The following is a 22,360-nucleotide window of genomic DNA, read 5'->3' as shown; positions in this document are numbered from 1 at the left end:
AGGACAATCAACAAATTATTTGTTGATTACCTTTTTGCCACGGTAAAAACCGTCAGCAGTGACATTATGACGAAGATGAACTTCGCCAGTGGTTGCATCTACTGCCAGCTGAGCAGTGCTCAGAGCGTCATGTGAACGACGCATACCACGTTTTGAACGGGATTTTTTATTCTGTTGAACAGCCATTGATCTGTCTCCTGGATTACTTGCTCTTCAGTTTTTCTAACACTGCAAATGGATTCGGACGTTCTTGTTGAGCGTCTGCAATCTCGCCAACGGCCATATCGTTGGAACCCGCATGACATGTTGCCACATCATGGGACGGTACCAATGGCACAGCCAGGATTAACTCATCTTCAATCAGTGAATGAAGACGAACTTCGCCAATTTCATCACACTCAATAGGATCGTACGTTTCCGGGAGCTCATCGACTTCTGCCTGTGTCCGACACGGACTAAAGCAAAATTCGACCGTAACCTCCGTGGTAAACAGCGTCATGCAACGTTGACATAACAGAGTGAGCTCCGTCACAGCCTTCCCTTTCAGGTAGACTATCCCCTGTAAATCTACACCACACTCAAGCGACACTGCCACATCGGAACAGTCGCCGGCACATAATTCGTTTAATCTTTTTAACACTTTCCCAGAAACAATCCCCTGATAACTCAGACGACTGCTGGCAGCGCGAATAGGATCAATTGAAACCGGTATTTTTACTGTTTGCATAAGCAGGCGCGCATCTTATAGTTTGGAGCCTACGGAGTCAAAGAAAATATAGTGTTAACGCGAATAAAATACACGCTAACGGGGCTTGGCTTCCGCATACTCGAAATTGACGGAGGCAAATTTTACTCAAGCAGCCGCAGCTGTACAAGCAGCACACGCATAAAATAGAAGCAAACAAGGTAAGAAACCGCTAAATCTTTACTTGCTAAGCTCGCACAGAAATACCGACAATACCGCCGACGTATTAAGTACCAACACAATATAACTAACGACTGGAGAAAATGTGTCAACCACTAGCGTAATATCTCCCGCAAGACCATTGGTGTTAGCGTCTACCTCTAGTTTTCGTAAGACGCTGTTACAAAAACTGGGACTGGAATTCATTAGCTGTGCACCATTAGTCGATGAAACGCCATTAGCAGAAGAATCTGCGCCAATGCTGGTGCAACGTCTCGCGCTGGCTAAAGCAACTGCCGGTGGCAAACTGCACCCAGGGGCGCTCTGTATAGGTTCTGATCAGGTCGCCGTCATTGACGGGAAAATTATCGGCAAACCACATACAGAGGCGAAAGCCTGCGAGCAATTGGCACAGGCATCAGGCAAAGCTATCACCTTTTATACTGGGCTGGCGCTATATGATGATCGAACAGGCGATGCCGAAGTGATACTCGAACCCTTTACCGTACACTTTCGCCAATTGACGACACAGCAAATTGCCAACTATGTTAAGCGCGAACAACCCCTATCTTGCGCGGGCAGTTTTATGTGTGAAGGCCTAGGGATAGCCTTGTTTGAACGCTTACAGGGGGACGATCCCAATAGTTTAATTGGCTTGCCCTTGATTGCCCTCACTCGGCTGCTAGCCAATAAAGGTATAGATGTACTCGGCTAGCCGCTCAGGCGGTTAACACCGATAACAGTGCTAATGGCTCACTGATAATGGCTTTGGGATTTTGTAACTGCAATTTTTCGCAACTATGGGCGCCGTAACTAACACCAACCGCAGCCACACCTGCAGCATTTGCCATCTGCAGATCCAATATAGAATCGCCCACCATCAACGCCCGTGATGCTGGCACTCCGGTATGGGCCAGCAGTTGCTGCAACATATCAGGATGCGGCTTGCTGTGGGCTTCATCGGCACAGCGGCTGAGGTGAAAAAACTGATCCAATCCTGTCTGTTGCAAAGAACGATCCAGTCCTGGACGTGATTTACCGGTGGCAACCGCCAATTGGTATTGCTGCTGTTGTAACTGCGTTAATAGTTCCGTGATACCGTGATAAAGCGGCGTGGCAACATGCGCTTGGCGCTGGTAATTATCTCGGTAACTCTGCTGCATTAACGGATATTCCTGGGAAGGTCTCCCAGGAAATAGCGTCTGCATCGCTTGCGCCAGTGACATGCCGATAATGTCCCGCTGCGCGGCTTCTGGCGGCTCGATAAACCCCATATCACGAGCCACGTTGCGCAGGCATGTAAGAATACGGCCGATGGAATCCATCAAGGTGCCGTCCCAGTCAAAAATAATCAGATCGTAATGTTTCATCAATACCGCTCAAAAATCGCTAAAACGCACCACTGGCTACACCCGCGAGAGTTTATTCAGCAGCTGTTGCAATTCATCGTCCAGAGGCGCCTGGACTTCGGTTACCACGTCGGTTTCTGGATGAATGAAACGCAGTTGTGCCGCATGTAGAAACAGGCGACTCAGCCCCAGAGCTCGCATACTGTCATCAAATTTCTGCTCGCTGTATTTTTCATCACAAGCAATCGGGTGCCCAACATACTGACAATGAACGCGGATCTGATGGGTACGGCCGGTGACAGGACTGGCTTTAATGAGCGTTGCCCCCTCGTAACGCTGCATGATACGAAAATGGGTTTCCGACGGTTTGCCTTCACTATTCACCCGTACGATACGTTCGCCGGAGGGTAGCGTAATTTTCAACAAAGGTGCTTTTATTACTCGGTCATGGCTTTGCCACTCACCACGAACTAATGCCAGATAGTCCTTCTGCATCTGCTTATTGCGTAACTGATCATGCAGATGCCTTAAGGCGCTGCGCTTTTTAGCCACCAATAACACACCTGAGGTTTCTTTATCTATCCGGTGTACCAACTCCAGAAACTTCTGTTGCGGACGTAAAGCGCGCAAGGCTTCAATCACACCGTAGTCGACTCCACTACCGCCATGCACGGCAATCCCAGCAGGTTTATTCAGCACCAGAATATGCTTATCTTCATACAGAATTCTGGGTTCTAATTGCGATACCCGATGCAAATTCGCAGAGGGTGCCTGGCGCGGGTTATCTTCGCTGACTCTAACTGGCGGAATGCGCACTTCATCGCCAATCGCTAATTTGAATTCCGGCTTGATACGTTTTTTATTGACCCGCACTTCGCCTTTGCGAACGATGCGGTAAATCATACTTTTGGGCACACCTTTTAATTTTGACAGCAGAAAATTATCAATGCGCTGACCGACATTGTCTTCATCAATAGTCAGCAATTGTACCTGTCTGGCGGTAGATTCTTGGTTATTCATAACTCATGCGCGAAAAAAGAAAGCGTCTCATTGTACATGATGTACCGCTATTTGATTGCTCTAATTTTTCATTTCGGCTATATTTCAGCAGCGAACATTGGCTTAGCCTAGCCTAGAAGTTAGTAATTCCACTGTTCACTTTCTGGTCAGATAGAAGTTAACCTTACAAATTTTGGTAGCATCTCATTGATTTGCAGGCTGTTGTTAAAAGCTTATAAGATAAATGGCGCTTTTACAGTCAAACCAACAAAGAACAAGTATTTTGGGTTCTCTTCACACAAAAACCAGGCCATTTAAAAGAATTTTATTATTAACCAGTTATCAAACGACTACGTGCGAAATTGGCATTACTGGACAGAATGTAAAGAATTTATGGGGTTGGTTGATGTTTTACAACGAATTCCTTGTTTTTGTAATCATTGAAAAATAAGCCATAAATAGGATGCGACACGCAGTGACTGCGTCTAACAGCTAATGCGCACCTTCGCCTGGGACGCTGCCGTGAGGCACTAGTAATAATACCCGAGGCCCGTAATGCAGCGACACTGAGATGTTTGATGACCCATTGAGAAGAATGACGTCATCATGAAAAGGATGCTAATTAATGCAACTCAATCTGAAGAGTTGCGTGTTGCCCTCGTAGATGGGCAGCAGTTGTACGATCTGGATATTGAAAGCCCCGGTCACGAACAGAAAAAAGCCAATATTTACAAAGGCAAAATTACCCGCGTAGAACCCTCTCTCGAAGCCGCATTTGTCGATTACGGTGCTGAGCGTCATGGCTTTCTGCCATTGAAAGAGATTGCCCGCGAATATTTCCCCAAAGGTTATTCATTCCAGGGCCGCCCTAGCATTAAAGAAGTGGTCAGTGAAGGCCAAGAAGTGATTGTTCAAATTGATAAAGAAGAACGTGGCAACAAAGGTGCCGCGCTTACGACCTTTATCAGCTTGGCCGGTTCTTATCTGGTATTGATGCCCAACAATCCTCGTGCTGGCGGTATCTCTCGTCGCATAGAAGGTGATGAGCGCACCGAACTGAAAGAAGCCATGTCAGAACTGGAAGTCCCCAATGGCATGGGCCTTATTATTCGTACGGCGGGTGTTGGCAAAGCCGCGGCAGAGTTGCAGTGGGATTTAAAAATCCTGTTGCAGCACTGGGCCGCCATTCAAGATGCCGCTGCCAGTCGCCCAGCACCGTTTCTTATTCACCAGGAAAGTAACGTCATTGTACGCGCTATCCGTGATTATCTGCGGCGCGAAGTCGGTGAAATTCTGATTGATCATCCTAAAGTGTTTGAACGTGCGAAAGAGCATGTCGCACTGGTACGTCCCGACTTTGTTGAACGAGTCAAACTCTACAAAGCAGAAGTGCCGCTGTTCACTCACTACCAGATTGAGTCACAGATTGAATCCGCCTTCCAACGTGAAGTGCGACTGCCCTCCGGCGGGTCTATCGTTATCGACCCAACTGAAGCCTTAACCTCTATCGATATCAACTCTGCCCGCGCTACCAAAGGGGGAGATATTGAAGAAACGGCACTGAACACCAACCTAGAAGCGGCCGATGAGATTGCCCGGCAATTACGGTTGCGTGACCTAGGTGGCCTGATCGTTATCGACTTTATCGATATGACACCGGTACGCCATCAGCGCGAAGTAGAAAATCGCCTACGTGACGCCGTACAGCATGATCGTGCACGCATTCAGTTGGGGCGCATCAGTCGTTTTGGCCTGATGGAAATGTCCCGCCAGCGTCTGCGTCCATCATTGGAAGAATCTGCGGCCCATATCTGTCCTCGTTGTCATGGACAGGGCACTATCCGCGGCACCGAGTCATTGGCATTGTCCATTCTGCGCCTGATTGAAGAAGAAGCGATTAAGGACAACACCACTCAAATTGAAGCCATTGTGCCGGTCGATGTAGCCGCCTTCTTACTGAACGAAAAGCGTAAAGCTATTCGTATCACAGAAGAACGTCACGATGTTGAAGTCTATATCATCCCAGATCCTAACATGACCACACCAGATTACCGGGTGGTACGTCATCGTGACGATGATGAAATTGATGAGGCCAGCTATAAACGCGTTGAAACGCCGCAGTCTCAGTTATATGAACCACGCAAGCTGGAACGAGCCGCAACCCCACAACCCGTCCTTAGTGGTTTTGCGACACCTGCCGCCCCGGTGGTAACAACCCCAGCGCCTAAAGCAGCACCGGTTAAAGCTAGCAAAACGACAGTGGAACAAGTCAAACCTGGTTTACTGAGCCGTTTATTCAAAACACTGGCGGCCATGTTTGCATCCTCTGAAGCAGAACCCCGTCAAACAAGTGAAAAAACGACCAGCGAAAAACGACCTGATGGTGACAATAAACGTCGTCAATCTCGTGGCAATGATCGCAATGACCGTAACAATCGCCGTCGCCGACCTGCACAGATTAAAGACAAAGAGACGGAAGAAGTCAGCGCGGTTACCTCGGCAGTGGTGGAAGATAATAAAACAGCCGATAAACCAGCACGCAAACGTCCGGCAAAAAACAGCCGCAACACCGACAAAGTTGATGCAGGTAAAGCCAAAGAAACCAAGGACAAAGAAGATAATACTCGCAACAAATCGGCTAAAGCAGACATCGTCGAAGAGCCGATCCAAGAAGTTGTTCGTGAGCGGCGTCAGCGCCGGGATCTGCGCCGCAAAGTGCGTATTGAGAAACAACCAACGGAAGACGTTGCAATTGCACAGCCAGATGCTGAAGTGGTAGCAAACACCGCTCAAGCAAGCGCTGCGGTTGAAGAAAAACCCGCACGTCGCAGCCGCAAGCCCGAAGCAAAAGCTGTCACTAATGAACTTGTAGATAGTGTTGAAGTAGATAAGACAGCAAACCGTACTGAAACAGCACAGCCTGTTGTTATAGAAACCGCTGATTCAGTAATCGTAGAATCCGAAGTAGCAGAAGTTGCTGAAGTGCAAGTCGCTACGCCGGAAGCTGACGCTGACATGACTGTTACCGAAACCGAAGGTGCTAGTGATACTGACGCTCAAGACAATAATAGCAAGCGTGAAGGTCAGCGCCGCAATCGTCGCAGTCCGCGTCACTTGCGAGCTGCCGGACAGCGCCGCCGTCGTGATGAGCAGAAAGACACCGCAAATACCGAAACTACAGTAAACGCTGAAGCCGAAGAGTCTGCCGCCGCAACTGCACCTGTACAACAACAGATTGCGTTGGAACTGGGTAGCGAGCAAACGGCGTCAACGATAGCGGAAGTCACAGCTGCCGATGAGGGTGCTACCCGCAAGGTTGAAGCGGAGCCCGCCCCGGTAGCTGATGATGTACAACCGCAGGTTTCTGCGGCGCAAGACTCGCCAGTCGCAGGCACAGAAACAACGGTGAGCAACGTTGCCGAACCTGAAAATACTGCATCTGCAGCCCCTGCTGAAGTTGTCGAAACACCCGCAGTAGTTGCTAAGACTGAGTCGCCAGAAGTTCAAAAAGAAGCAACGCCCCCAACAACGACACCACAGGCCGAGCCCAAGAGTGATGTCACTGCAGAGGCGAAAGTTGAAGAAGTGGCAGTCACCGTGGAAACACCAACGGTAACAACGGTAACGGACAGCTCGGCAGAGGCGGAAGACACTGTCACAGTTGAAGAGACTCAGCTTGCTGAGGCTGCCGCTGTGGTTCACGCCAGCAGTGCGGCATCAGCCCCAATGGCAAAACCAAGTGCTGCGGCGCCTAAATCCGTAAAAGTTGCGATGCCAGCAGCCGCAGAGGAGGCACAGCTAGCAACTCCGGCTCAGATAACAGAGCCTGTGGCGACAGTGAGTCGCTTCAGCGCGATGGTGGGAGCCAGCATGTCCAAACCGCAGGTTGAAGTCAGAGCTAAGGTGGAGGTACCTCACGGCCACGAATATCAAGCCGAAGATATGCCAGTAACACCTAAGCACAATGCAGGCAATGCTGCGACGTCGGATATGGCAAAGCCTGAGTAATTCTCGAAACTGAGTAAAAGCCATGCCTTAGTGCATGGCTTTTCTTTTGGATGTACCGCATAGTTTCCGTTACCGCTTCTCTGTCAGCCATTACCGCTTATTTTTAACCAGTTGAAGAAACGCCAACACACGTTGGGCCAGATACCTGCCAACAACAACCAACCATCATGCAAAACTGGGAATAATCATCCCCGCTTAGAAACCAACGGTCCGGCTATTTTTGCTCATCCTTGTTTTGCCAATCAGCAAAATAGTGACGAAGTTTCGCCAGTTTGGGGCCAATCACCAACGAGCAGTAAGGTTGTTGCTGATGACCGGCATAATAGTCAAGGTGTTCGGCTTCTGCCGGGAAAAACCCTTGATAGGCACTGAGTTCAGTTACAATACCCGCGCGATATTCACCGCTTTGCGCCAACACTTTAATATAGGCATCTGCAATCGCAAGCTGCTGCGCATCATGGGCAAAAATCACCGAGCGGTACTGCGTGCCCACATCGTTACCTTGACGATTCAGCGTGGTCGGATCATGGGCGGCAAAAAATACTTCCAGTAATTGCTCATAGCTGATCTGTGTGGGATCAAATACCAGTTGCACCACTTCAGCATGACCGGTATCTCCGCTACACACTTGGCGATAATGGGCGGTACTCTGCTCGCCTCCGGCATAACCAGGAGTCACTTGCAAAACACCGTGCAACGATTTGAATACCGCTTCTGTGCACCAGAAGCAACCACCGCCAAAGGTTGCCAATGCAGTGGAAGACTCTGCCGCCTCAGCAGCGTCTGCAGCTTCAAACACCATCGATACCGAATTGACGCAGTGTCGCAGATTTTTCGGCGTCAGATATTCACCGGTAAACACATGACCAAGATGACCGCCACAGTGAGCGCACAGGATTTCGGTGCGTTGGCCATCGGCATCCGTTTTTCTGGTGACCGCCCCTGGAATTTCGTCATCAAAAGCTGGCCAGCCACAGTGTGCCTCAAACTTGTGTTCAGAGAGATACAAAGGTGCCCCACACTTACGGCACAAATAACGCCCGTTCGCCGTATGGCGATAGTACTTGCCGCTAAAGGGTCGCTCGGTGCCCTTCCCTTCAATGACATAACGTTCCAAGTCATCTAGTGGTGGCATGGTTTTCATGGGATTACTCCTGCATTGATCAGCGCTATTCTCAATACCGCACTGCTGCCGCCTAAGTGACGGCGTTACACTTGTGATCGTGATCACTTTACGTTGCCGCTGTTACAACATCAAGGTAGACTTGCGACCGAACCAACGCCGGACTAAAACTTCTACAATAATCTTTTGTACCGCAGCCTCTTCAGGTACACCGGCAGCCATTTTATATGACAAACGCAGGGTAAACATGAAATTAGAAACCATAGACTTTCGTGCGGCAGATGCACCACAACGTTTTGTTGAGTCGCTGCACCACACCGGTTTTGGCGTGTTGAGCAACCATCCTATTGCACAACAACTGGTACAAGAAATTTATCAAGAATGGCAGGCTTTTTTCCTTTCGGAAGCCAAAGAACAATACCTGTTTAATCCTAGCACCCAAGACGGATTTTTCCCGTCACGCGTTTCGGAAACCGCCAAGGGTTATAGTGTTAAAGATATCAAAGAGTACTTCCATGTTTATCCTTGGGGACAGATCCCGCCTGAGCTAAAAACCAAGATTCTGGATTACTACCAGCAAGCCAATGCCTTTGCCGCACAGCTATTAGATTGGGTCGAACGTTACTCTCCGACAGCAGTTGCCGCCAACTACAGTGAACCACTGTCGCAGATGATTAAAGACAGCCAGAAAACGCTGCTACGAGTGCTGCATTACCCGCCAATGACGGGTAATGAAACGCCGGGCGCTATCCGCGCTGCGGCCCATGAAGACATCAACCTGCTCACCGTACTGCCCGCCGCAAATGAGCCGGGATTACAGGTTAAATCGCTGGAAGGCGAATGGCTGGATGTGCCCAGTGATTTTGGCAATATCATCATCAATATCGGCGATATGTTACAGGAAGCGTCCGGCGGTTATTTTCCGTCTACCACTCATAGAGTGATAAATCCTAAAGGTGCTGACATGGCCAAATCGCGGATTTCGCTGCCATTGTTTCTGCACCCTCGGCCAGAAGTTGTGTTATCGGAACGGTATACAGCAGACAGCTACCTGCTAGAACGCCTCCGAGAGCTTGGCGTTATCTGAGACTACGCTTAGCGCCTGCGGGCGCTTTTTGCTAAATGGGATGGTACAATACGCGACTTTTCAGATTCAGCAGGAACAAGCGATGGCGGTTCAATGGTATCCGGGGCATATGCACAAGGCCCGCAAAGAGATTGAAGAGGCAATGCCACAAATCGATCTAGTGATCGAGGTGCTGGATGCCCGCATTCCCTACAGCAGCGAAAACCCTATGGTGGCCAAGCTGCGTGGTGACCGACCTTGTATAAAATTGCTGAATAAAGCCGATTTGGCCGATCCGCAAGTGACCGCCCAATGGATTGAATATTTAGAGCGAGAACAAGGGGTTAAAGCTCAAGCCATCTCAACCACCTTGCAGCCAGGGGCCTTAAAGGCGCTACCAGATCTGTGCCGTAAACTAGTGCCACAAGCCGAAGGTAATGTACGCGACATCCGCACCATGATCATGGGCATCCCCAATGTAGGCAAATCCACCATCATCAATACGCTGGCGGGTCGGGTCGTGGCAAAAACCGGTAATGAACCGGCGGTGACTAAAGGCCAGCAACGTATCAATCTGAAAAACGGTATTGTACTGTCTGATACCCCAGGCATCCTGTGGCCCAAAGTGGATAACGAGGCATCAGGTTATCGTTTGGCAGTGACTGGTGCCATCAAAGATACTGCGATTGAATATGACGATGTTGCCATGTTTGCCGCTGGTTATTTCCTGGCAGCCTATCCAGAACAGATCAAAGAACGTTATAAGCTGGATGAATTGCCGCAAACCGATATTGAACTGCTAGAAGAGATTGGTCGCCGCCGTGGCGCATTGCGCTCTGGTGGTTATCTGGATCTGCATAAAGCATCAGAATTGTTATTGCATGAATACCGCGCCGGGAAAATTGGCTTACTGTCGCTGGAAACGCCAGCCATGGCCGAAAAAGAGAAGGTCGAAGTTGCTGAAATGCTGGCGCTGAAAGAAGCTGAAAAAGAAGCTCGCCGCGCTGAACTAAAACGTAAGCATTCCGGTAAACGCCATTAATCAACATTATTTCCCAATCATCCCAATAAATCACCACCTGCCACGGCAGGTGGTTGGTCGCTAATCAGTAAGTCCGACGTCCCAGCACAGTTTTGGCCACTGGTCGAATGAGATAACCAGTGACCTCACCTGATCTATACTCATATTAACGTTTACTGCGTGCTTGGATCCAACGATGACTTATGAATTACAGTTGAGATATCCGCAGGATGCACCGGAACGCTTGGAAGCACTGTTTTCTTACCTGAATGACTGGCATGAATATGAGCATAACGCCGAGGCTCATGCTATCGAGATCACCCTTTCTGAAGAAATAGTAGACAGCGAGCTACACATTCTGCAAAAGCACTTCCCTTGGGTTGATGTTCAGCAGTTTGTCTCTATCAATTAACGGATTTTCTGTAGTGGTGTCAGTAATAGCGTCATTGCTCACAGCAACTCTAGGTCGCGCCAGAGGATCCCCACAAGACGCGGGGGTATCTGGCGGTCACTGAGGTAATCTCAAACTAAAGCTCGTCAGCCAGCCGGCCTAAAATGTGCCATGGCATCCTTCACATCATCACACACTCGCCACGCCATGTTTTAGTTCGTGACAAAATCAAAGAGTGGCTAAATGCAAACGATCATTGCCACTTTTTGTCATGACGCGATTTTCGATGATAAATCGAGTGCTCATGCTGCCAGCAATGACGGTTGTCTGTATTCACCTTGCCGCTCCAATCATTGATCAAAGAGCAAACCTTTCACCAAGGTTTTATTTCAGTGGTCGGATTGGTTGACGGCGTAACAGTATTGGCTGCAGGAACAGTCGCTGTTTCATGGGTTAATTGATAGTCAGATCTCAGTCGAAGGAATCTGGCAAACCTGGGTTTACCTTTACTGGTTAACCCCGAGTACGCAAAAGTGACCCAACTACCGATGGCCGGAGGATTAGCGCGTTCAGCATCGCTAAAGCCGCTGCCGAGACGAAATTGCACACCAGTTGCTGTCTCCACCAGTAATGCCCCCATCATGCCTTGGTATTTGCCCTTACCTGGCAGCACCGCCAGCACCTGCGCCTCATCATCCAGCACCGCTTTGAGTTTAAACAGATTATCACTGCGACCACTGGTATACAGCGCATTGCGGCGATGCAGCATCAAACCTTCGCCACCGCGGGCCAGAACCTCTTTCAACCAACGCTGTAACTCAGCATTATCCGCAATGTCACGCTGCGGGATCACCGTAAGGTAAGGTGTAAACTCAGAAAATGCGACAAACTGCTGGTAACGCTCTGAAAAACCGCCAGCAATGGTGGGCGCATCAAACAGATACAGTTTGATGGCACGCCAAGCTTCATCGTTGCCCTTGCTTCTAGCGGCGGCAGAGACCGCCTCAAAACTGCCGTAACCACCCCATAATTCGCCTTCTAACGGCTGTGGTGGAAATCCTTGGGTAAACCATTCTGGTGCATTAATCACCAATCCCGAACGACTCAGCAGCCGCGAGCCGTCCCAGCGCGCCCTGACGCCATCCAATTTTTCACTGACTAAAAAAGCACGGATATCGTCCTGCGACTGCCAGACTTTAGCAAGTTCCGGCGCAGGCATAGTGGCGGCCACAACCAGAGGTATCACTAGCCATCCGGCTATTATGCCAAGCAGTATTGCGAATTTTGTTGCTGAGATAATTAAGCGCATTGTCGGCCTCCATGCCTGAATGGGTATTGTGACAGTCTAGCGTATCACCCCGCAGAGAGGTAAATCATCGCTGACACTTTCCCTAGCGGCAACAGATGGTATACTGTCGCGGTTTTTTCGCCGCAACCCAGTAGATGACTGTGATTGTGGGGTATTTCCTCTAGTTTGGGCCCATATCGAGATTATGAAACCAGCCAATAACCACGGGATTAAGCGAATTTTTCGTGCAACCGGTTTTTCCATGCAGGGACTTAAATCAGCTTGGGTGCATGAAGCCGCATTCCGTCAGGAAGCAATCCTGGCGCTGCTCATGCTGCCATTTGCCTTATGGGTAAACGTACCTACTGTTGAAAAGCTTTGGCTGATCCTAACAGTATTTATTGTGCTGATCGTCGAATTGCTGAACTCCGCCGTGGAAGCGGTGGTGGATCGCATCGGCGATGAATATCATCCGCTCAGCGGCCAAGCCAAAGACATTGCCTCAGCCGCGGTCTTTATGAGTCTGTGCCTATGTGGTGTCACTTGGTTGGTTATCTTGTGGCCTTTGCTAAAGGCCGCAATGTAAAGGCGTTCCGCATCATATCTGCGCTTTCAAATAATTGACTGCCTGTATAATCTGCGGCAGACGATCGTTGCCGGTCAGATAAGAGACATAAACATTACGACGGATAGTGTCAGTAGCTGGCACCCAATGCAGTTGTCCTTTATCAATATAAGGTTGCACCATTTTCTGAGGCAGAAAAGCACTGCCGCCATTATTCAATAGGAAGTCCAGTGCAATTCTAGCTGAGCCGGTATGCAGCACTGGCAACGGCAGCTCAGTAAAATCACGCGCATGTTGAATATTAAAGGCGGTGCCCCAGTCAACTTTGATGTATTGCTGTTGCAGCACTTCCGCTAATGAGTTGATGGCAATATTACTCACCAGCCCCAACACCACTTCGCCCACCTGCAGTAACTCAAACTCTTCCAGTTTGGGGGGATCAAATGAAATCGCCAGATCTAAGGTACGTTCCATCAGTTGCCGAGTCATCACCGACTGATTTTGCACTTCGGTGCGTAATGCTACTCCGGAAAGTCCCTTATGCAGCCCCTGCAGATAGTCTTGCAGGTAAGCGTCCCAAATATTAGGGGCCGCACCAATTGCCAGTTGTACAGATTGTACCTGGCTCAACGACACATCTTGCTTGGCGCGCTCCCACGCCAGCAACACCGCTTCTGCATGCACCAGCATACGTTCACCAGCAGGCGTGGGCTGAATGTTATTCCGCTGCCGTTCAAACAGCTCCACCCCCAGAATCATCTCCAGTTGTTTAACGCGAAAGGAAACAGCACTCCGAGTCAGGTAGAGATTTTCAGCGGCTTTGCCAAAATGACGCGTGTGTGAGACTTCCAGAAAAGTCTTAAGCAGATCGGTATCCATAAAAATTCTTTATCAAACAAGACAAATTTTTTTGATTTATAAATCAATCATACTAGCCAATACTCTGCTTGCAAATCTCTGTCACCGGTAATTTTGCAAGGATATGACCATGTTAACTACGACTTCTTCATCATCGTCAGTGCCACAGAACAACGCCGTGAACTTTTCCTCGACACGCCGTTTCTATGATGATGCTAACTTTCCCAAAGGTTTCCGTCGTTGTGGGGATTTTACCCAAAAAGAAGCCGAGCTGCTTGAGGCACATGGCGTTGCCATGAAATCACTGGCAGATGGCAGTCTATTGCCCCGCACCATTGATGAACAACGTTTTGTTGATGTCGTCAAGGGATTGCAGGCAGCATCCAGCCCGATGGAAAAACTCTGGATAAAATACACCACGTTGGCGCAAGGACGGCCGTTTTATGCGGTTGTTGGCACCAATCTGGTTCGGCCATCTGAAGCCGACGTATATCTGGATTTGTTGGACACCGATTCCGATGTTGCTGACGAAGATGAGGAACCCCAAGCGGAAGAGAAGGCCTGATCTTTGCGCTTAGCTCACTCAGAATAAGGGAGGAGTTAAGCCTCCCTTATGTTATTACCGCAAGCGTTACAGCCCATCCTGAGCGCGGCGCTTTTTAAAATCTGACGCTTCTAGCCATTTAGGCCAGTCATCGCTATTGGCCAGTTTGTCGAGGATATCACTCATTAAATCCAGATCCTGCGCTACACCGCCTAAGTTCCAGTTAGGGTCGTAACGGTCTGCGGGCTGGTGATATTTATGGGCAATATAATCTGGGTCAGTATCACCAAGACTGAGAAACAGCAATCCCGGCACCCCTTCTTTTGCTAATGCAAAATGATCCGAGCGGAACATCAGACCATTCTGCGGTCTGGGATCAGCTTTGACTTCACGCCCCTGCGCTTTGGCGGCATCGGCAAGATAACCTTCCAACTCAGAAACGCCCTCGCCGTAGCGCAAAACGTAGTGGGTGGGCTTGCCAACATTCATGCCATCGATATTGAGAAATGCCACCAATTGTTTAGTAGGAACTGGTGGATGCTCCGCAAAATACTGCGCGCCCAATAAACCGTTTTCCTCTGCAGTAAAATTGGCAAACAGTATAGAGCGTTTAGGCGCAGCCTTACCTTGTAAGCCTTTAAAGTGACGCGCTAACGCCAACACGCCAGCGACTCCCGAAGCGTTATCAACCGCACCGTGGTAGATGGCTTCTTTGCCATCAACTATGGCCTTGCCCAGATGATCCCAATGGGCATGCATCACCAGCCATTCATCTGGCTGCGTTGTGCCTGGCAATAATCCAGCAACGTTATGGGAAGTGGCCAATTCGATGTGATTGTTGATAGTCAGATTAGCCTGCAACGGCAACGTAACCGCTTTAAAACCCTTTTTTACGGTAGTCAGCTTTAACTGGTCGTAGTCCAATCCTGCCGCCTTAAAAATCTGCTGCGCCACATTGTGCTGGATCCAGCCCATGACGCCGATATGCGAAAGATTTTTATGGTCATCGACCAAGGTGTATTTGCTGTTGGTGTTGCTGCTCTCTACCACATTCCAGCCATAGGCGGCAGGCGCAGTTTCATGCACGATAAACACCGCCTTAGCCCCCTGCCGCGCGGCCTCCTCATATTTATATGTCCAGCGGCCATAATAGGTCATGGCGTTGCCTTTAAACACCTGCGGGTCTTGAGTAGCAAAGCCAGGGTCATTCACCAGCACAATAACGGTTTTGCCTTTGACATCAACACCGGCATAGTCATTCCAGCCGTATTCCGGCGCGTTAATCCCATAGCCGACGAAGACCACATCGCTGTTAGCCAACTGCACCTGCGGCACTACCTGCTCGGTACGTGCGGTAAAATCACGACCATTGGTAAACGTCAGACCACCGACCCGCAATTGCATCTGCTGATCCGCCGTGATTTTGGCCATCGGCACATCCTGTACGTAACTGTCACCGAATCCGGGCTTCAACCCTATTTCGCGAAACGATTTTTCCAGATAACTGATGGTGAGCTTTTCGCCTTCAGACAAGGGGCCACGCCCTTCAAACTTATCACTGGCAAGCGTTTTAACATCCTGCCGATAGGTGGGTGCATCAAAGTGAAAAGTGGCGGCATTGACAGCTGGCAAGCATAAGATGCCCAGCAAACCGACCAGATGTGAGGGTTTCACTACTTATTCCTTACTTTCGATATTTTTCCGTTGGATTTTCATTGTAACAGCGAATAAGCTGCCGACAATCTTAACCTCGGGCAACCTACTGTAAAATTGTAATAAGTTGCTCGCAACGTGTTAACATGTCGGCATAACCATCGGCGGCAACATCAATGACCCAGTCACTACTGCAGCAAGCGGCAAAATATCTGAAAAAAGCACTACCGTTGATGCTTAAATATCAGATACCGACTACGCCCACCAACTATACGTTGTGGTACACCTATGTCAGTGAACAGAACTCACAACTCAATTCACAGCTTGATGAAGTGATAGCGCAATACCAAACCTGTCCGCCCACCACCGCAGAAGTGCTGTACCAGCAGCATATCGGCGATCCGAAAGACCTTGACGTACATAATCTACGACAGAATATGGAAGCGATGACCACGGAACTGTCGCAATCGCTACGTGATACCAGTATCGATACTGATTCGTTCCGCAACAAACTGGAAGCAAACTTTGGTAAGCTGAGTCTGTTAGAGCAAGAGGCCATCAGTCTGGAGCAGGTGATGGACATGGTGCGGAATCTGGTACAAGACTCGGATGACATTATCAACAGTACCGCCTACTTTACCCATCAGTTGGATAAAGCCCAGCAAGAAATCGAAGCATTGCGGCAACGGCTGTCAGCGGCAGAACACGACGTCATGTATGATGCCCTAACCGGTTGTTTTAACCGTCGCGCCTTTAATCTGGATCTGAATGCGCTGCTGCAACAATCGCCGGAAGGCACCTGTTTAATCCTCAGCGATATCGATCATTTCAAAGAGTTTAACGATACCTACGGCCATGTGTTGGGCGATCAAGTATTAAAAGCGGTATCCAAGCGAATGCAAGATAGTTGTCGTGACGGTATCAAACTGTACCGTTTTGGCGGTGAGGAATTTGCCGTTATTGTGCCGAAAAGTCGGCAGCGCATTGCCAGACAGCTCGCTGAATCGATGCGACGCTCTCTGGAAAAAGTAACCGTGCGGGATAGAAAGCAACACGCCAGTGTGGGTAATATCAGTGCCAGTTTCGGTGTCAGTGAGTGGCAGCCCAAAGATTCAACTGCCAGTCTGATTGAACGTACTGATCAACTTTTGTATGAAGCCAAACGTCTGGGACGTAACCGGGTGATGCCCATAAACGGCTGACCTGACGCAAGTCCCAAGTTTAATTTACTGCATTGGCCGATGACAATGGCGCTTCCTGTTCACTCGGTATGGCCTGTGGCACTTCACGTTGTTTGTTCAAAACCGGGTTAGCATACATCGCCAGAAAAATTTGTTGTTGGTCACTGGCAATCGACTGCAGCCGCCGCTGAAATTGCGCGGTCTGTTGCTGGCAATCCGTTAAAGCAACCATATCCTTTGCCGTATAGTCTTTGCCTGTCATTTGCTGATACGCCAGCAGATTACTGGGATACAAGCGGTAATTTTGCCAGATCTGGCGGTCTATCTCGGCCGCTACCGCCTCAGCGTTGGCGTAATCGCCCTGTAAAGGCTCGCCAAAAGCCAGATGTACATGCCCTTTGAAACCAGCAATCCCGGCGGCGATGCTGGCAATATCCTCATGGGCCTGTTTGCGATATTCCCCCGTCTGACACAAGCTGAACAACTCTTGGGTTTTAGCGGCATCACAAGGATCCCACTCATAGGAGATAGCCACCGGCACAATGTTAAGCTCGCGGATATAGTCGGCATATTCCTGTGTTTTAGGGCGATTTAACGTCAACATCGAGATAATCGCGGCATTAGTGCAGTCGTTACCATCTTTTGCCCGCCCTTCTCTTTGCGCTAACCACACATGGCTATGCTCCTGCTGCAACGAATGCTGAATAAAAGCCGATAATTGCTTTGATGCTTTGAGTTTTTCCCTTGGGCTAGTTGCTGAACGTTTCACAATAAAGCTCTTGTTCAAGCGCATCAAATCCGCCACATACGGCTTGGTGAGCAGATTATCCCCAATAGCAATCCGCACGGTTTGTTGGCCGTACTGATACAACGCCATATTCACGAATGCCGGATCTAGCGCAATATCTCGATGATTGCTGATAAAAAGGTACGCCTTATCCGTTGGTAATCGGTCAAACCCTGAAACCGATAGTTCGGTGACAGTGGCATCCATCATTCGCTGCATGTAGCGGGCAACCACCAATTGCACCTCTGTCACAGAGGTTAATTGTCCTAGCTGCCGCCGCAGATGGCGGCGCACCGCCCAAGCCATTACAGCGGGTAGCCAGCGGGATAATCGAGGGAAACGCCAACGAGCCAGAACTAGGCTCAGATCGGGACTGTCCATGATTCGCGCCAGAACCTCAGACACCTCGCCATCATGGTACGGGCGAATGTCATCAAAGCAGCAGTTGTCAGTCATTGCAGAAGTTACGCCTAAGCCTTTGTTCGTGAAGGTAATGCCAAAACAGTGGCGACCAGAATAAAACCGCCAAGATACCGGAAAGTATCTCCAAATTCTATATCACCGGCCACAAAGCATTAGGAACGAACGGTCACCTATGGGCTCACTGCAGCTATATTGGTATTCCAAAGCTCTTGCAACTAAATAAGTAGCGTTGACACGCATAACACCATCCATGAGGCTCCACCACGTCATCCCTGACGCGGAGGGTAGACTTATCAGATAACCTCTATTCCTCGGGTGACACGCAATTAGGAACAGCTATTTAGGTGGCTATCATCAGCCAGAGCGTTAACGTTTTAGCCGCTGGTATATTGAGATTCACCACGACAAGGAACACGCCCGTAGCATCAACAGCTACAGCGACTCTTTTTGATTTTCCCGACAAAACGCTATGTCAGGCAGAATGCTGCAAAGGTATGAATTCTTCCGCTTCCACTAAAAAACGTAATTCCGCACCGCCCGTTAAGGCATTAAAGGGGTAACAGGTCACCAACGTCAACAGCGATTCGTCGCCATTGGCCAACCACTGGGTTTGTGACTCATGGACGATACGGGTAGCTCGGATTCGGTAAAAATGTGTGTCACCGTTCATCGTCTGCAACCGCACTATCTGTCCGCGCCGAGCATAAGCTAACACCGCAAAATGGGTATCTCGATGCCCAGCAATCACGGTATTTCCCAGTTCCCCAGGCTTCGCGCCGCCCATCATCTGCGCTGGGCCAAAAGCCAGATTGCGACCACTGGCCCCCGCCAATACATATAACGGCGGATTGTCACCAATCCATAATTTGGCCACAGGGTGAGTATCAGCCCAGAACCAGGGTTTGTGTGATTGCCCATCCTGCAAACTTTTATTCCAGGCATCCTCAATCAGGTACTGGGCAAACATTGCCTTAGCCTGCATATATCCTCCTTTTGCTACCAACACCAGTCCCGACAATAACAGCAGTATCATTGCCAGACTGACGCACAACGGCTTAATCTCGGCTGACCAATCACACACAAATAATGGGCGACAAATATTGGTAAATGACATCAGCAACTCCTTGTCGCTGCAAACTGCCGTTTCCAGATCCCCAGCAACATTGCGACAATAAGCAACAATGTTCCCATCAGTAGCAGTAGACGGCTGTTGGTGGCGGTTTGTGGCATGTTGCCCGGCGCTTGCCAACCGGCGGGATTCATATTGGCTACTTCGCCTACAGCATTGTGCTGAGGATCGGTATTGACTGGCGTGATGTCCACCGCCACCAAGCTGGTATAACTACTCACCAGATGGTAGGTCAGTGCCAATGCTGTGACTTGTTTAGCGGTGCGCTCAGCATTGTCACTGCTGCGGGCTAATTCCAGCGAAGCTATCTGTTGCCTTGCCCACAATAGATCCAGTCCGCGCTTATCAGTGTCAGCTTGCAACAACACCTGTTGCTGCCAAAACTGGCCTTGCAAATTGCCCGAAACAATCAACGCCTTTTGCTCAGCACTGCGCTCACGCAAACTGAGTAACATCGGCTCGCCCATATACAGATCGGGAATATGCGCCGGCCAATAGTCTGGCACCGTACCATCGGCATAATGCAACTGCACATCGGTGAGCACCGGCGCGGCAATTTTGTTGAGCAACGATACCGTCTGCTGTTCCACTTGCTGCATGTTGCCGATATAGGTGAAAGTGCCCCGCCCCAATTCCGCCGCGCGTCGCATAAAATGACTGTTGGGAGCGCTGCCAATACCGATGGTAAACAGTCGATTATTTCCCAAGCGGTCACGGATCAGCGTAAACAGCTGATCTTCATTACCCACGGCGCCATCGGTCATGAAGATCACTTGTCGCAATGCGGCTTCGGACTCATTCGCCACGGTATCACCTGTGAATGGCAACGCCAGTTGCAGTGCTTTGGCCATCTCGGTACCGCCATTAGCCTCCAAACTGCGCACAAACTGCTGCGCTAGGCCAATATTGTGTGCGGTCACCGGTAACGCCTGCGGGGCTAATGGCTGCACATCTGAGCTAAATGCCAGAATGTTGAAACTGTCCTGAGGCTTAAGACCTGACAGCGCATAAAGCACGGCACTTTTGGCTTGAGCCATCGCGTCGCCAGCCATCGAACCCGAAGTGTCGATCACTAAAATCAGTTCTCTGGGGTTGTCTGTCTGCGGTTTGACGGCCGGAGGCATCATCATAAGCAGACTGTAACGGCTGGTGTCAGGCGTATCATGATTGTCAGTGCTGTGGTTGTAGGTCTGCCCTAACTGGCTGTATAGCGCCGCTGCGGGTGCATTAGCGGCCTGCGGTTGCCAGTCCAGTACAAAGTCCCGATCTGGCAAAGCGTTCAACAGTGTAATGACCATGCTGCCATCATCCTGAGGCTGCTGTTGGATCTGATGGCTGGCAGAACTCACCGAAGCCAACGGCAGACCGGCATCCAGTACGATGTTAATGCTGGTACGGTTGGCACTGGCCTGTTCTTGTCGCAATGCCGTGTTATCCACCATGAGTGTTTGCAGCGATAACACCTCTGGCAATTTTGCTGCGGATGTCAGCATAGCTGCCGGAATATAGCGTGGCGTTAGCGTCATCGGGAATCGCAGGTTAAACTGACCATCCCGATAATCCAGCGCCTGCTGATAACTAAAACGGATCTCCAGCGTTTGTCCCGGTCCCAGATTTGCTACTTCGGCGGTAAACAGATTTGGCCGCTGCTGACTCAGCAAGCTAGCGCGCTTGCCGTCAGCTTTCGCCTGTTCATAGATCTGCCGCGCCTCTTTTCTGGGTTTGATCTGCCCTGCTATCAGCCGCTCGCCTATTTTCATCTGCAAGCTGTCCACCGCCGCATTTTCGGGCAATGGGAATAGATAGCGGCCATTGAGCCACTGCTCACTATGATTGGTGTAATGCTGGGTAACGGTAACCCGGTTGGTCAGCCCAGACACCTGCATATTCACATCGGTTTTCAAACCCGGCGCAATATTATTGTTGGTGTTATCCCCTTGCCACTCCAGCGTCCCCGCCCCCGGCCATTCGGGATTAAGCACCATATCTTCAGGGCTCTGTGTAGATGCAATAGCAGATACCGATGTCAACAAATTAAACAGCAACACCGCTAACAGCAACAGACCGCAGCCTTGCAGCAGGTCGAATAGCCAATCAGGCCACCACTGATGATTGGGCGCTAATGCCACCGCACAATCATCGCCCGTGGTCGTTGCCGCCAAAGAGGCGGAAAATTCCTTTTTCATTGGCGCATCCTCGGCTTATTGCTGATTATTGGCAGCTAATGCCGCATCGGGATTTTGCAGGCGCAGTGTCACCCGACGGTCAAAGAAATCGCCTTCCAGACTTTCTTTTTGACTCAGTGGGGCACTGGCACCATAAGCACTCGCGGTTAGACGCTCACCATCTACACCTTGCTGAATAAGAAAATCACGTACCGCTTGTACTCGCTGTTCCGATAACTGTTGGTTGAATTCTGCAGAACCTCGGCGATCGGCATAGCCAGAAAGATCCAATGTCAGTTCCGGTGCCAGGCTCATGGCATAAGCAATGTCTTTCAACTGCGCGGCAAAATGTGGTTCAATTTCTGCGGTGCCAGTGCGAAACTGCACGTTCATACCAACGGTCAACTCTTCCAGTTTGGAGACCCTTGCCGCCTGCAATGTTTTCAGTTGCCGCTGTGCTTCGGTGTATTGTGCTTGTAACTGTTCCAGTGACTGTTGTTTTTGAGTAAGCGCGGTGATTTGTATTGCCTGAGTCTCTAACGTTTGTTGCTGCGCTTGGATGTATTTGTCATCGCCAACACTTTTTCCCACCAAACTGCCACTGAACGCACCAACTATCGCGCCCACTGGTCCACCAATCACCGCGCCCAAAACCATACCGCCGCCAAAACCAACGGCGGCTTCGGTTTGATTGTCCTGACGTTCCTGAGCCATCGCGGGCAGCGTCATGAGTGAAGAGATCACTAAAGCAGAGATAATGTGCTGTTTCATTTCACGGTTTCCTTGTTGTAAACGTTAATGTGTTGAGGTGTCGATGGAGTCATTAAACCGGAGTGAAATGGCAGTGAAAGGGAGCAAAAGTGGCAGTTCGGCGATCAATTGTGGCAACAAAATGGCATTTGCCTA

At 49.8% G+C, this 22,360-nt stretch carries 20 protein-coding genes; 8 read left to right on the top strand and 12 right to left on the bottom strand.

Translation table 11 applies throughout. From position 1 onward, the window contains the following. Nucleotides 1–15 precede the first annotated feature (15 nt). Nucleotides 16–186, bottom strand: a complete 171-nt coding sequence (gene rpmF, locus J3L11_RS00220; protein ID WP_189615602.1) for a 50S ribosomal protein L32 — start codon at nt 184–186, stop codon at nt 16–18. Nucleotides 187–202: 16 nt separating this feature from the next. Further along, complete coding sequence (gene yceD / locus J3L11_RS00215) at nt 203–727, bottom strand: 23S rRNA accumulation protein YceD (RefSeq protein ID WP_189615604.1); 525 nt, start codon at nt 725–727, stop codon at nt 203–205. Between the two features lie 283 nt (nt 728–1,010). Here yceD and J3L11_RS00210 point away from each other — a divergent pair, with 283 nt between their 5' ends. Further along, nucleotides 1,011–1,619, top strand: a complete 609-nt coding sequence (locus J3L11_RS00210; protein WP_347566485.1) for a Maf family protein — start codon at nt 1,011–1,013, stop codon at nt 1,617–1,619. A 4-nt stretch (nt 1,620–1,623) separates the two neighbouring features. Here J3L11_RS00210 and J3L11_RS00205 read toward each other — a convergent pair whose 3' ends face one another. Together J3L11_RS00205 and rluC are read right to left on the bottom strand one after the other, a co-directional pair. Further along, nucleotides 1,624–2,274 carry an HAD-IA family hydrolase gene (locus tag J3L11_RS00205; RefSeq protein ID WP_207569648.1) on the bottom strand — a complete coding sequence of 217 codons (651 nt, stop codon included), beginning with the start codon at nt 2,272–2,274 and terminating at the stop codon, nt 1,624–1,626. A gap of 36 nt (nt 2,275–2,310) precedes the next feature. Continuing rightward, nucleotides 2,311–3,273: a 23S rRNA pseudouridine(955/2504/2580) synthase RluC gene (gene rluC, locus J3L11_RS00200; protein WP_207569647.1), complete on the bottom strand. Its 963-nt coding sequence runs from the start codon at nt 3,271–3,273 to the stop codon at nt 2,311–2,313. Nucleotides 3,274–3,858: 585 nt separating this feature from the next. Between rluC and rne the strand changes: the two genes are divergently transcribed. Next, on the top strand, nt 3,859–7,260 hold the full coding sequence (gene rne / locus J3L11_RS00195) for a ribonuclease E (RefSeq protein WP_207569646.1): 3,402 nt from the start codon (nt 3,859–3,861) through the stop codon (nt 7,258–7,260). 214 nt (nt 7,261–7,474) lie between these two features. Here the strand turns inward: rne and J3L11_RS00190 are convergent, their stop codons facing one another. Next, nucleotides 7,475–8,395 (bottom strand): bifunctional methionine sulfoxide reductase B/A protein, encoded by a 921-nt coding sequence (locus J3L11_RS00190; RefSeq protein WP_207569790.1) that lies wholly within the window; start codon nt 8,393–8,395, stop codon nt 7,475–7,477. Nucleotides 8,396–8,630: 235 nt separating this feature from the next. On the opposite strand from J3L11_RS00190, the gene J3L11_RS00185 reads away from it, so the two are divergent. The 3 genes from J3L11_RS00185 to J3L11_RS00175 all read left to right on the top strand — a co-directional run bounded on the left by J3L11_RS00185 (nt 8,631) and on the right by J3L11_RS00175 (nt 10,882). Beyond that, a complete protein-coding gene (locus tag J3L11_RS00185) occupies nt 8,631–9,470 on the top strand; it encodes an isopenicillin N synthase family oxygenase (protein WP_189615613.1) in 840 nt (279 codons plus the stop codon). Between the two features lie 82 nt (nt 9,471–9,552). Further along, a complete protein-coding gene (ylqF, locus tag J3L11_RS00180) occupies nt 9,553–10,491 on the top strand; it encodes a ribosome biogenesis GTPase YlqF (RefSeq protein ID WP_189615615.1) in 939 nt (312 codons plus the stop codon). Between the two features lie 175 nt (nt 10,492–10,666). Next, nucleotides 10,667–10,882 (top strand): hypothetical protein, encoded by a 216-nt coding sequence (locus J3L11_RS00175; protein WP_189615618.1) that lies wholly within the window; start codon nt 10,667–10,669, stop codon nt 10,880–10,882. 352 nt (nt 10,883–11,234) lie between these two features. On the opposite strand, the gene J3L11_RS00170 is transcribed toward J3L11_RS00175, so the two are convergent. Beyond that, entirely contained in the window at nt 11,235–12,170 is a 936-nt protein-coding gene (locus tag J3L11_RS00170; protein WP_207569645.1) for a DNA ligase, read from the bottom strand. A 184-nt stretch (nt 12,171–12,354) separates the two neighbouring features. Between J3L11_RS00170 and J3L11_RS00165 the strand changes: the two genes are divergently transcribed. After that, nucleotides 12,355–12,735, top strand: a complete 381-nt coding sequence (locus tag J3L11_RS00165; protein ID WP_189615622.1) for a diacylglycerol kinase — start codon at nt 12,355–12,357, stop codon at nt 12,733–12,735. Between the two features lie 12 nt (nt 12,736–12,747). Here the strand turns inward: J3L11_RS00165 and hdfR are convergent, their stop codons facing one another. Further along, a complete protein-coding gene (gene hdfR, locus J3L11_RS00160; RefSeq protein WP_133037554.1) occupies nt 12,748–13,593 on the bottom strand; it encodes an HTH-type transcriptional regulator HdfR in 846 nt (281 codons plus the stop codon). A 109-nt stretch (nt 13,594–13,702) separates the two neighbouring features. On the opposite strand from hdfR, the gene J3L11_RS00155 reads away from it, so the two are divergent. Beyond that, the gene (locus tag J3L11_RS00155) at nt 13,703–14,137 is read left to right on the top strand and encodes a DUF413 domain-containing protein (protein ID WP_242695007.1); all 435 of its coding nucleotides are present in this window, start codon (nt 13,703–13,705) and stop codon (nt 14,135–14,137) included. Between the two features lie 66 nt (nt 14,138–14,203). Here the strand turns inward: J3L11_RS00155 and J3L11_RS00150 are convergent, their stop codons facing one another. Beyond that, a complete protein-coding gene (locus J3L11_RS00150) occupies nt 14,204–15,763 on the bottom strand; it encodes a M28 family metallopeptidase (protein WP_242695018.1) in 1,560 nt (519 codons plus the stop codon). 182 nt (nt 15,764–15,945) lie between these two features. On the opposite strand from J3L11_RS00150, the gene J3L11_RS00145 reads away from it, so the two are divergent. Continuing rightward, nucleotides 15,946–16,971, top strand: a complete 1,026-nt coding sequence (locus tag J3L11_RS00145) for a diguanylate cyclase (RefSeq protein WP_207569642.1) — start codon at nt 15,946–15,948, stop codon at nt 16,969–16,971. A gap of 19 nt (nt 16,972–16,990) precedes the next feature. Here J3L11_RS00145 and J3L11_RS00140 read toward each other — a convergent pair whose 3' ends face one another. The 4 genes from J3L11_RS00140 to pdsO all read right to left on the bottom strand — a co-directional run bounded on the left by J3L11_RS00140 (nt 16,991) and on the right by pdsO (nt 22,225). Continuing rightward, the gene (locus tag J3L11_RS00140; protein ID WP_189615628.1) at nt 16,991–18,193 is read right to left on the bottom strand and encodes a 1-acyl-sn-glycerol-3-phosphate acyltransferase; all 1,203 of its coding nucleotides are present in this window, start codon (nt 18,191–18,193) and stop codon (nt 16,991–16,993) included. 439 nt (nt 18,194–18,632) lie between these two features. After that, the gene (locus J3L11_RS00135) at nt 18,633–19,274 is read right to left on the bottom strand and encodes a class GN sortase (RefSeq protein ID WP_133037558.1); all 642 of its coding nucleotides are present in this window, start codon (nt 19,272–19,274) and stop codon (nt 18,633–18,635) included. After that, entirely contained in the window at nt 19,274–21,475 is a 2,202-nt protein-coding gene (locus tag J3L11_RS00130; RefSeq protein ID WP_207569641.1) for a marine proteobacterial sortase target protein, read from the bottom strand. The genes J3L11_RS00135 and J3L11_RS00130 overlap by 1 nt, the downstream gene beginning before the upstream one ends. A gap of 15 nt (nt 21,476–21,490) precedes the next feature. Then, nucleotides 21,491–22,225: a sortase-associated OmpA-like protein PdsO gene (pdsO, locus tag J3L11_RS00125; protein ID WP_189615632.1), complete on the bottom strand. Its 735-nt coding sequence runs from the start codon at nt 22,223–22,225 to the stop codon at nt 21,491–21,493. Nucleotides 22,226–22,360 lie beyond the last annotated feature (135 nt).

Source organism: Shewanella sp. 4t3-1-2LB (assembly GCF_017368415.1).
GTDB lineage: Bacteria > Pseudomonadota > Gammaproteobacteria > Enterobacterales > Shewanellaceae > Shewanella > Shewanella fodinae.
The sequence above is the reverse complement of the archived record's forward strand: the minus strand, read 5'-3'. Positions and strand labels throughout refer to the sequence as shown.

Bases quoted from the DNA above. Each gene is read 5' to 3' on its own strand.
- J3L11_RS00130 (WP_207569641.1), bottom strand. From the start codon at position 21,475: ATGAAAAAGGAATTTTCCGCCTCTTTGGCGGCAACGACCACGGGCGAT.
- rne (WP_207569646.1), top strand. From the start codon at position 3,859: ATGAAAAGGATGCTAATTAATGCAACTCAATCTGAAGAGTTGCGTGTT.
- J3L11_RS00175 (WP_189615618.1), top strand. From the start codon at position 10,667: ATGACTTATGAATTACAGTTGAGATATCCGCAGGATGCACCGGAACGC.
- J3L11_RS00135 (WP_133037558.1), bottom strand. From the start codon at position 19,274: ATGTCATTTACCAATATTTGTCGCCCATTATTTGTGTGTGATTGGTCA.
- J3L11_RS00145 (WP_207569642.1), top strand. From the start codon at position 15,946: ATGACCCAGTCACTACTGCAGCAAGCGGCAAAATATCTGAAAAAAGCA.
- J3L11_RS00165 (WP_189615622.1), top strand. From the start codon at position 12,355: ATGAAACCAGCCAATAACCACGGGATTAAGCGAATTTTTCGTGCAACC.
- J3L11_RS00205 (WP_207569648.1), bottom strand. From the start codon at position 2,274: ATGAAACATTACGATCTGATTATTTTTGACTGGGACGGCACCTTGATG.
- J3L11_RS00170 (WP_207569645.1), bottom strand. From the start codon at position 12,170: ATGCGCTTAATTATCTCAGCAACAAAATTCGCAATACTGCTTGGCATA.
- J3L11_RS00190 (WP_207569790.1), bottom strand. From the start codon at position 8,395: ATGCCACCACTAGATGACTTGGAACGTTATGTCATTGAAGGGAAGGGC.
- yceD (WP_189615604.1), bottom strand. From the start codon at position 727: ATGCAAACAGTAAAAATACCGGTTTCAATTGATCCTATTCGCGCTGCC.
- ylqF (WP_189615615.1), top strand. From the start codon at position 9,553: ATGGCGGTTCAATGGTATCCGGGGCATATGCACAAGGCCCGCAAAGAG.
- hdfR (WP_133037554.1), bottom strand. From the start codon at position 13,593: ATGGATACCGATCTGCTTAAGACTTTTCTGGAAGTCTCACACACGCGT.
- pdsO (WP_189615632.1), bottom strand. From the start codon at position 22,225: ATGAAACAGCACATTATCTCTGCTTTAGTGATCTCTTCACTCATGACG.
- rluC (WP_207569647.1), bottom strand. From the start codon at position 3,273: ATGAATAACCAAGAATCTACCGCCAGACAGGTACAATTGCTGACTATT.
- rpmF (WP_189615602.1), bottom strand. From the start codon at position 186: ATGGCTGTTCAACAGAATAAAAAATCCCGTTCAAAACGTGGTATGCGT.
- J3L11_RS00155 (WP_242695007.1), top strand. From the start codon at position 13,703: ATGTTAACTACGACTTCTTCATCATCGTCAGTGCCACAGAACAACGCC.
- J3L11_RS00140 (WP_189615628.1), bottom strand. From the start codon at position 18,193: ATGACTGACAACTGCTGCTTTGATGACATTCGCCCGTACCATGATGGC.
- J3L11_RS00185 (WP_189615613.1), top strand. From the start codon at position 8,631: ATGAAATTAGAAACCATAGACTTTCGTGCGGCAGATGCACCACAACGT.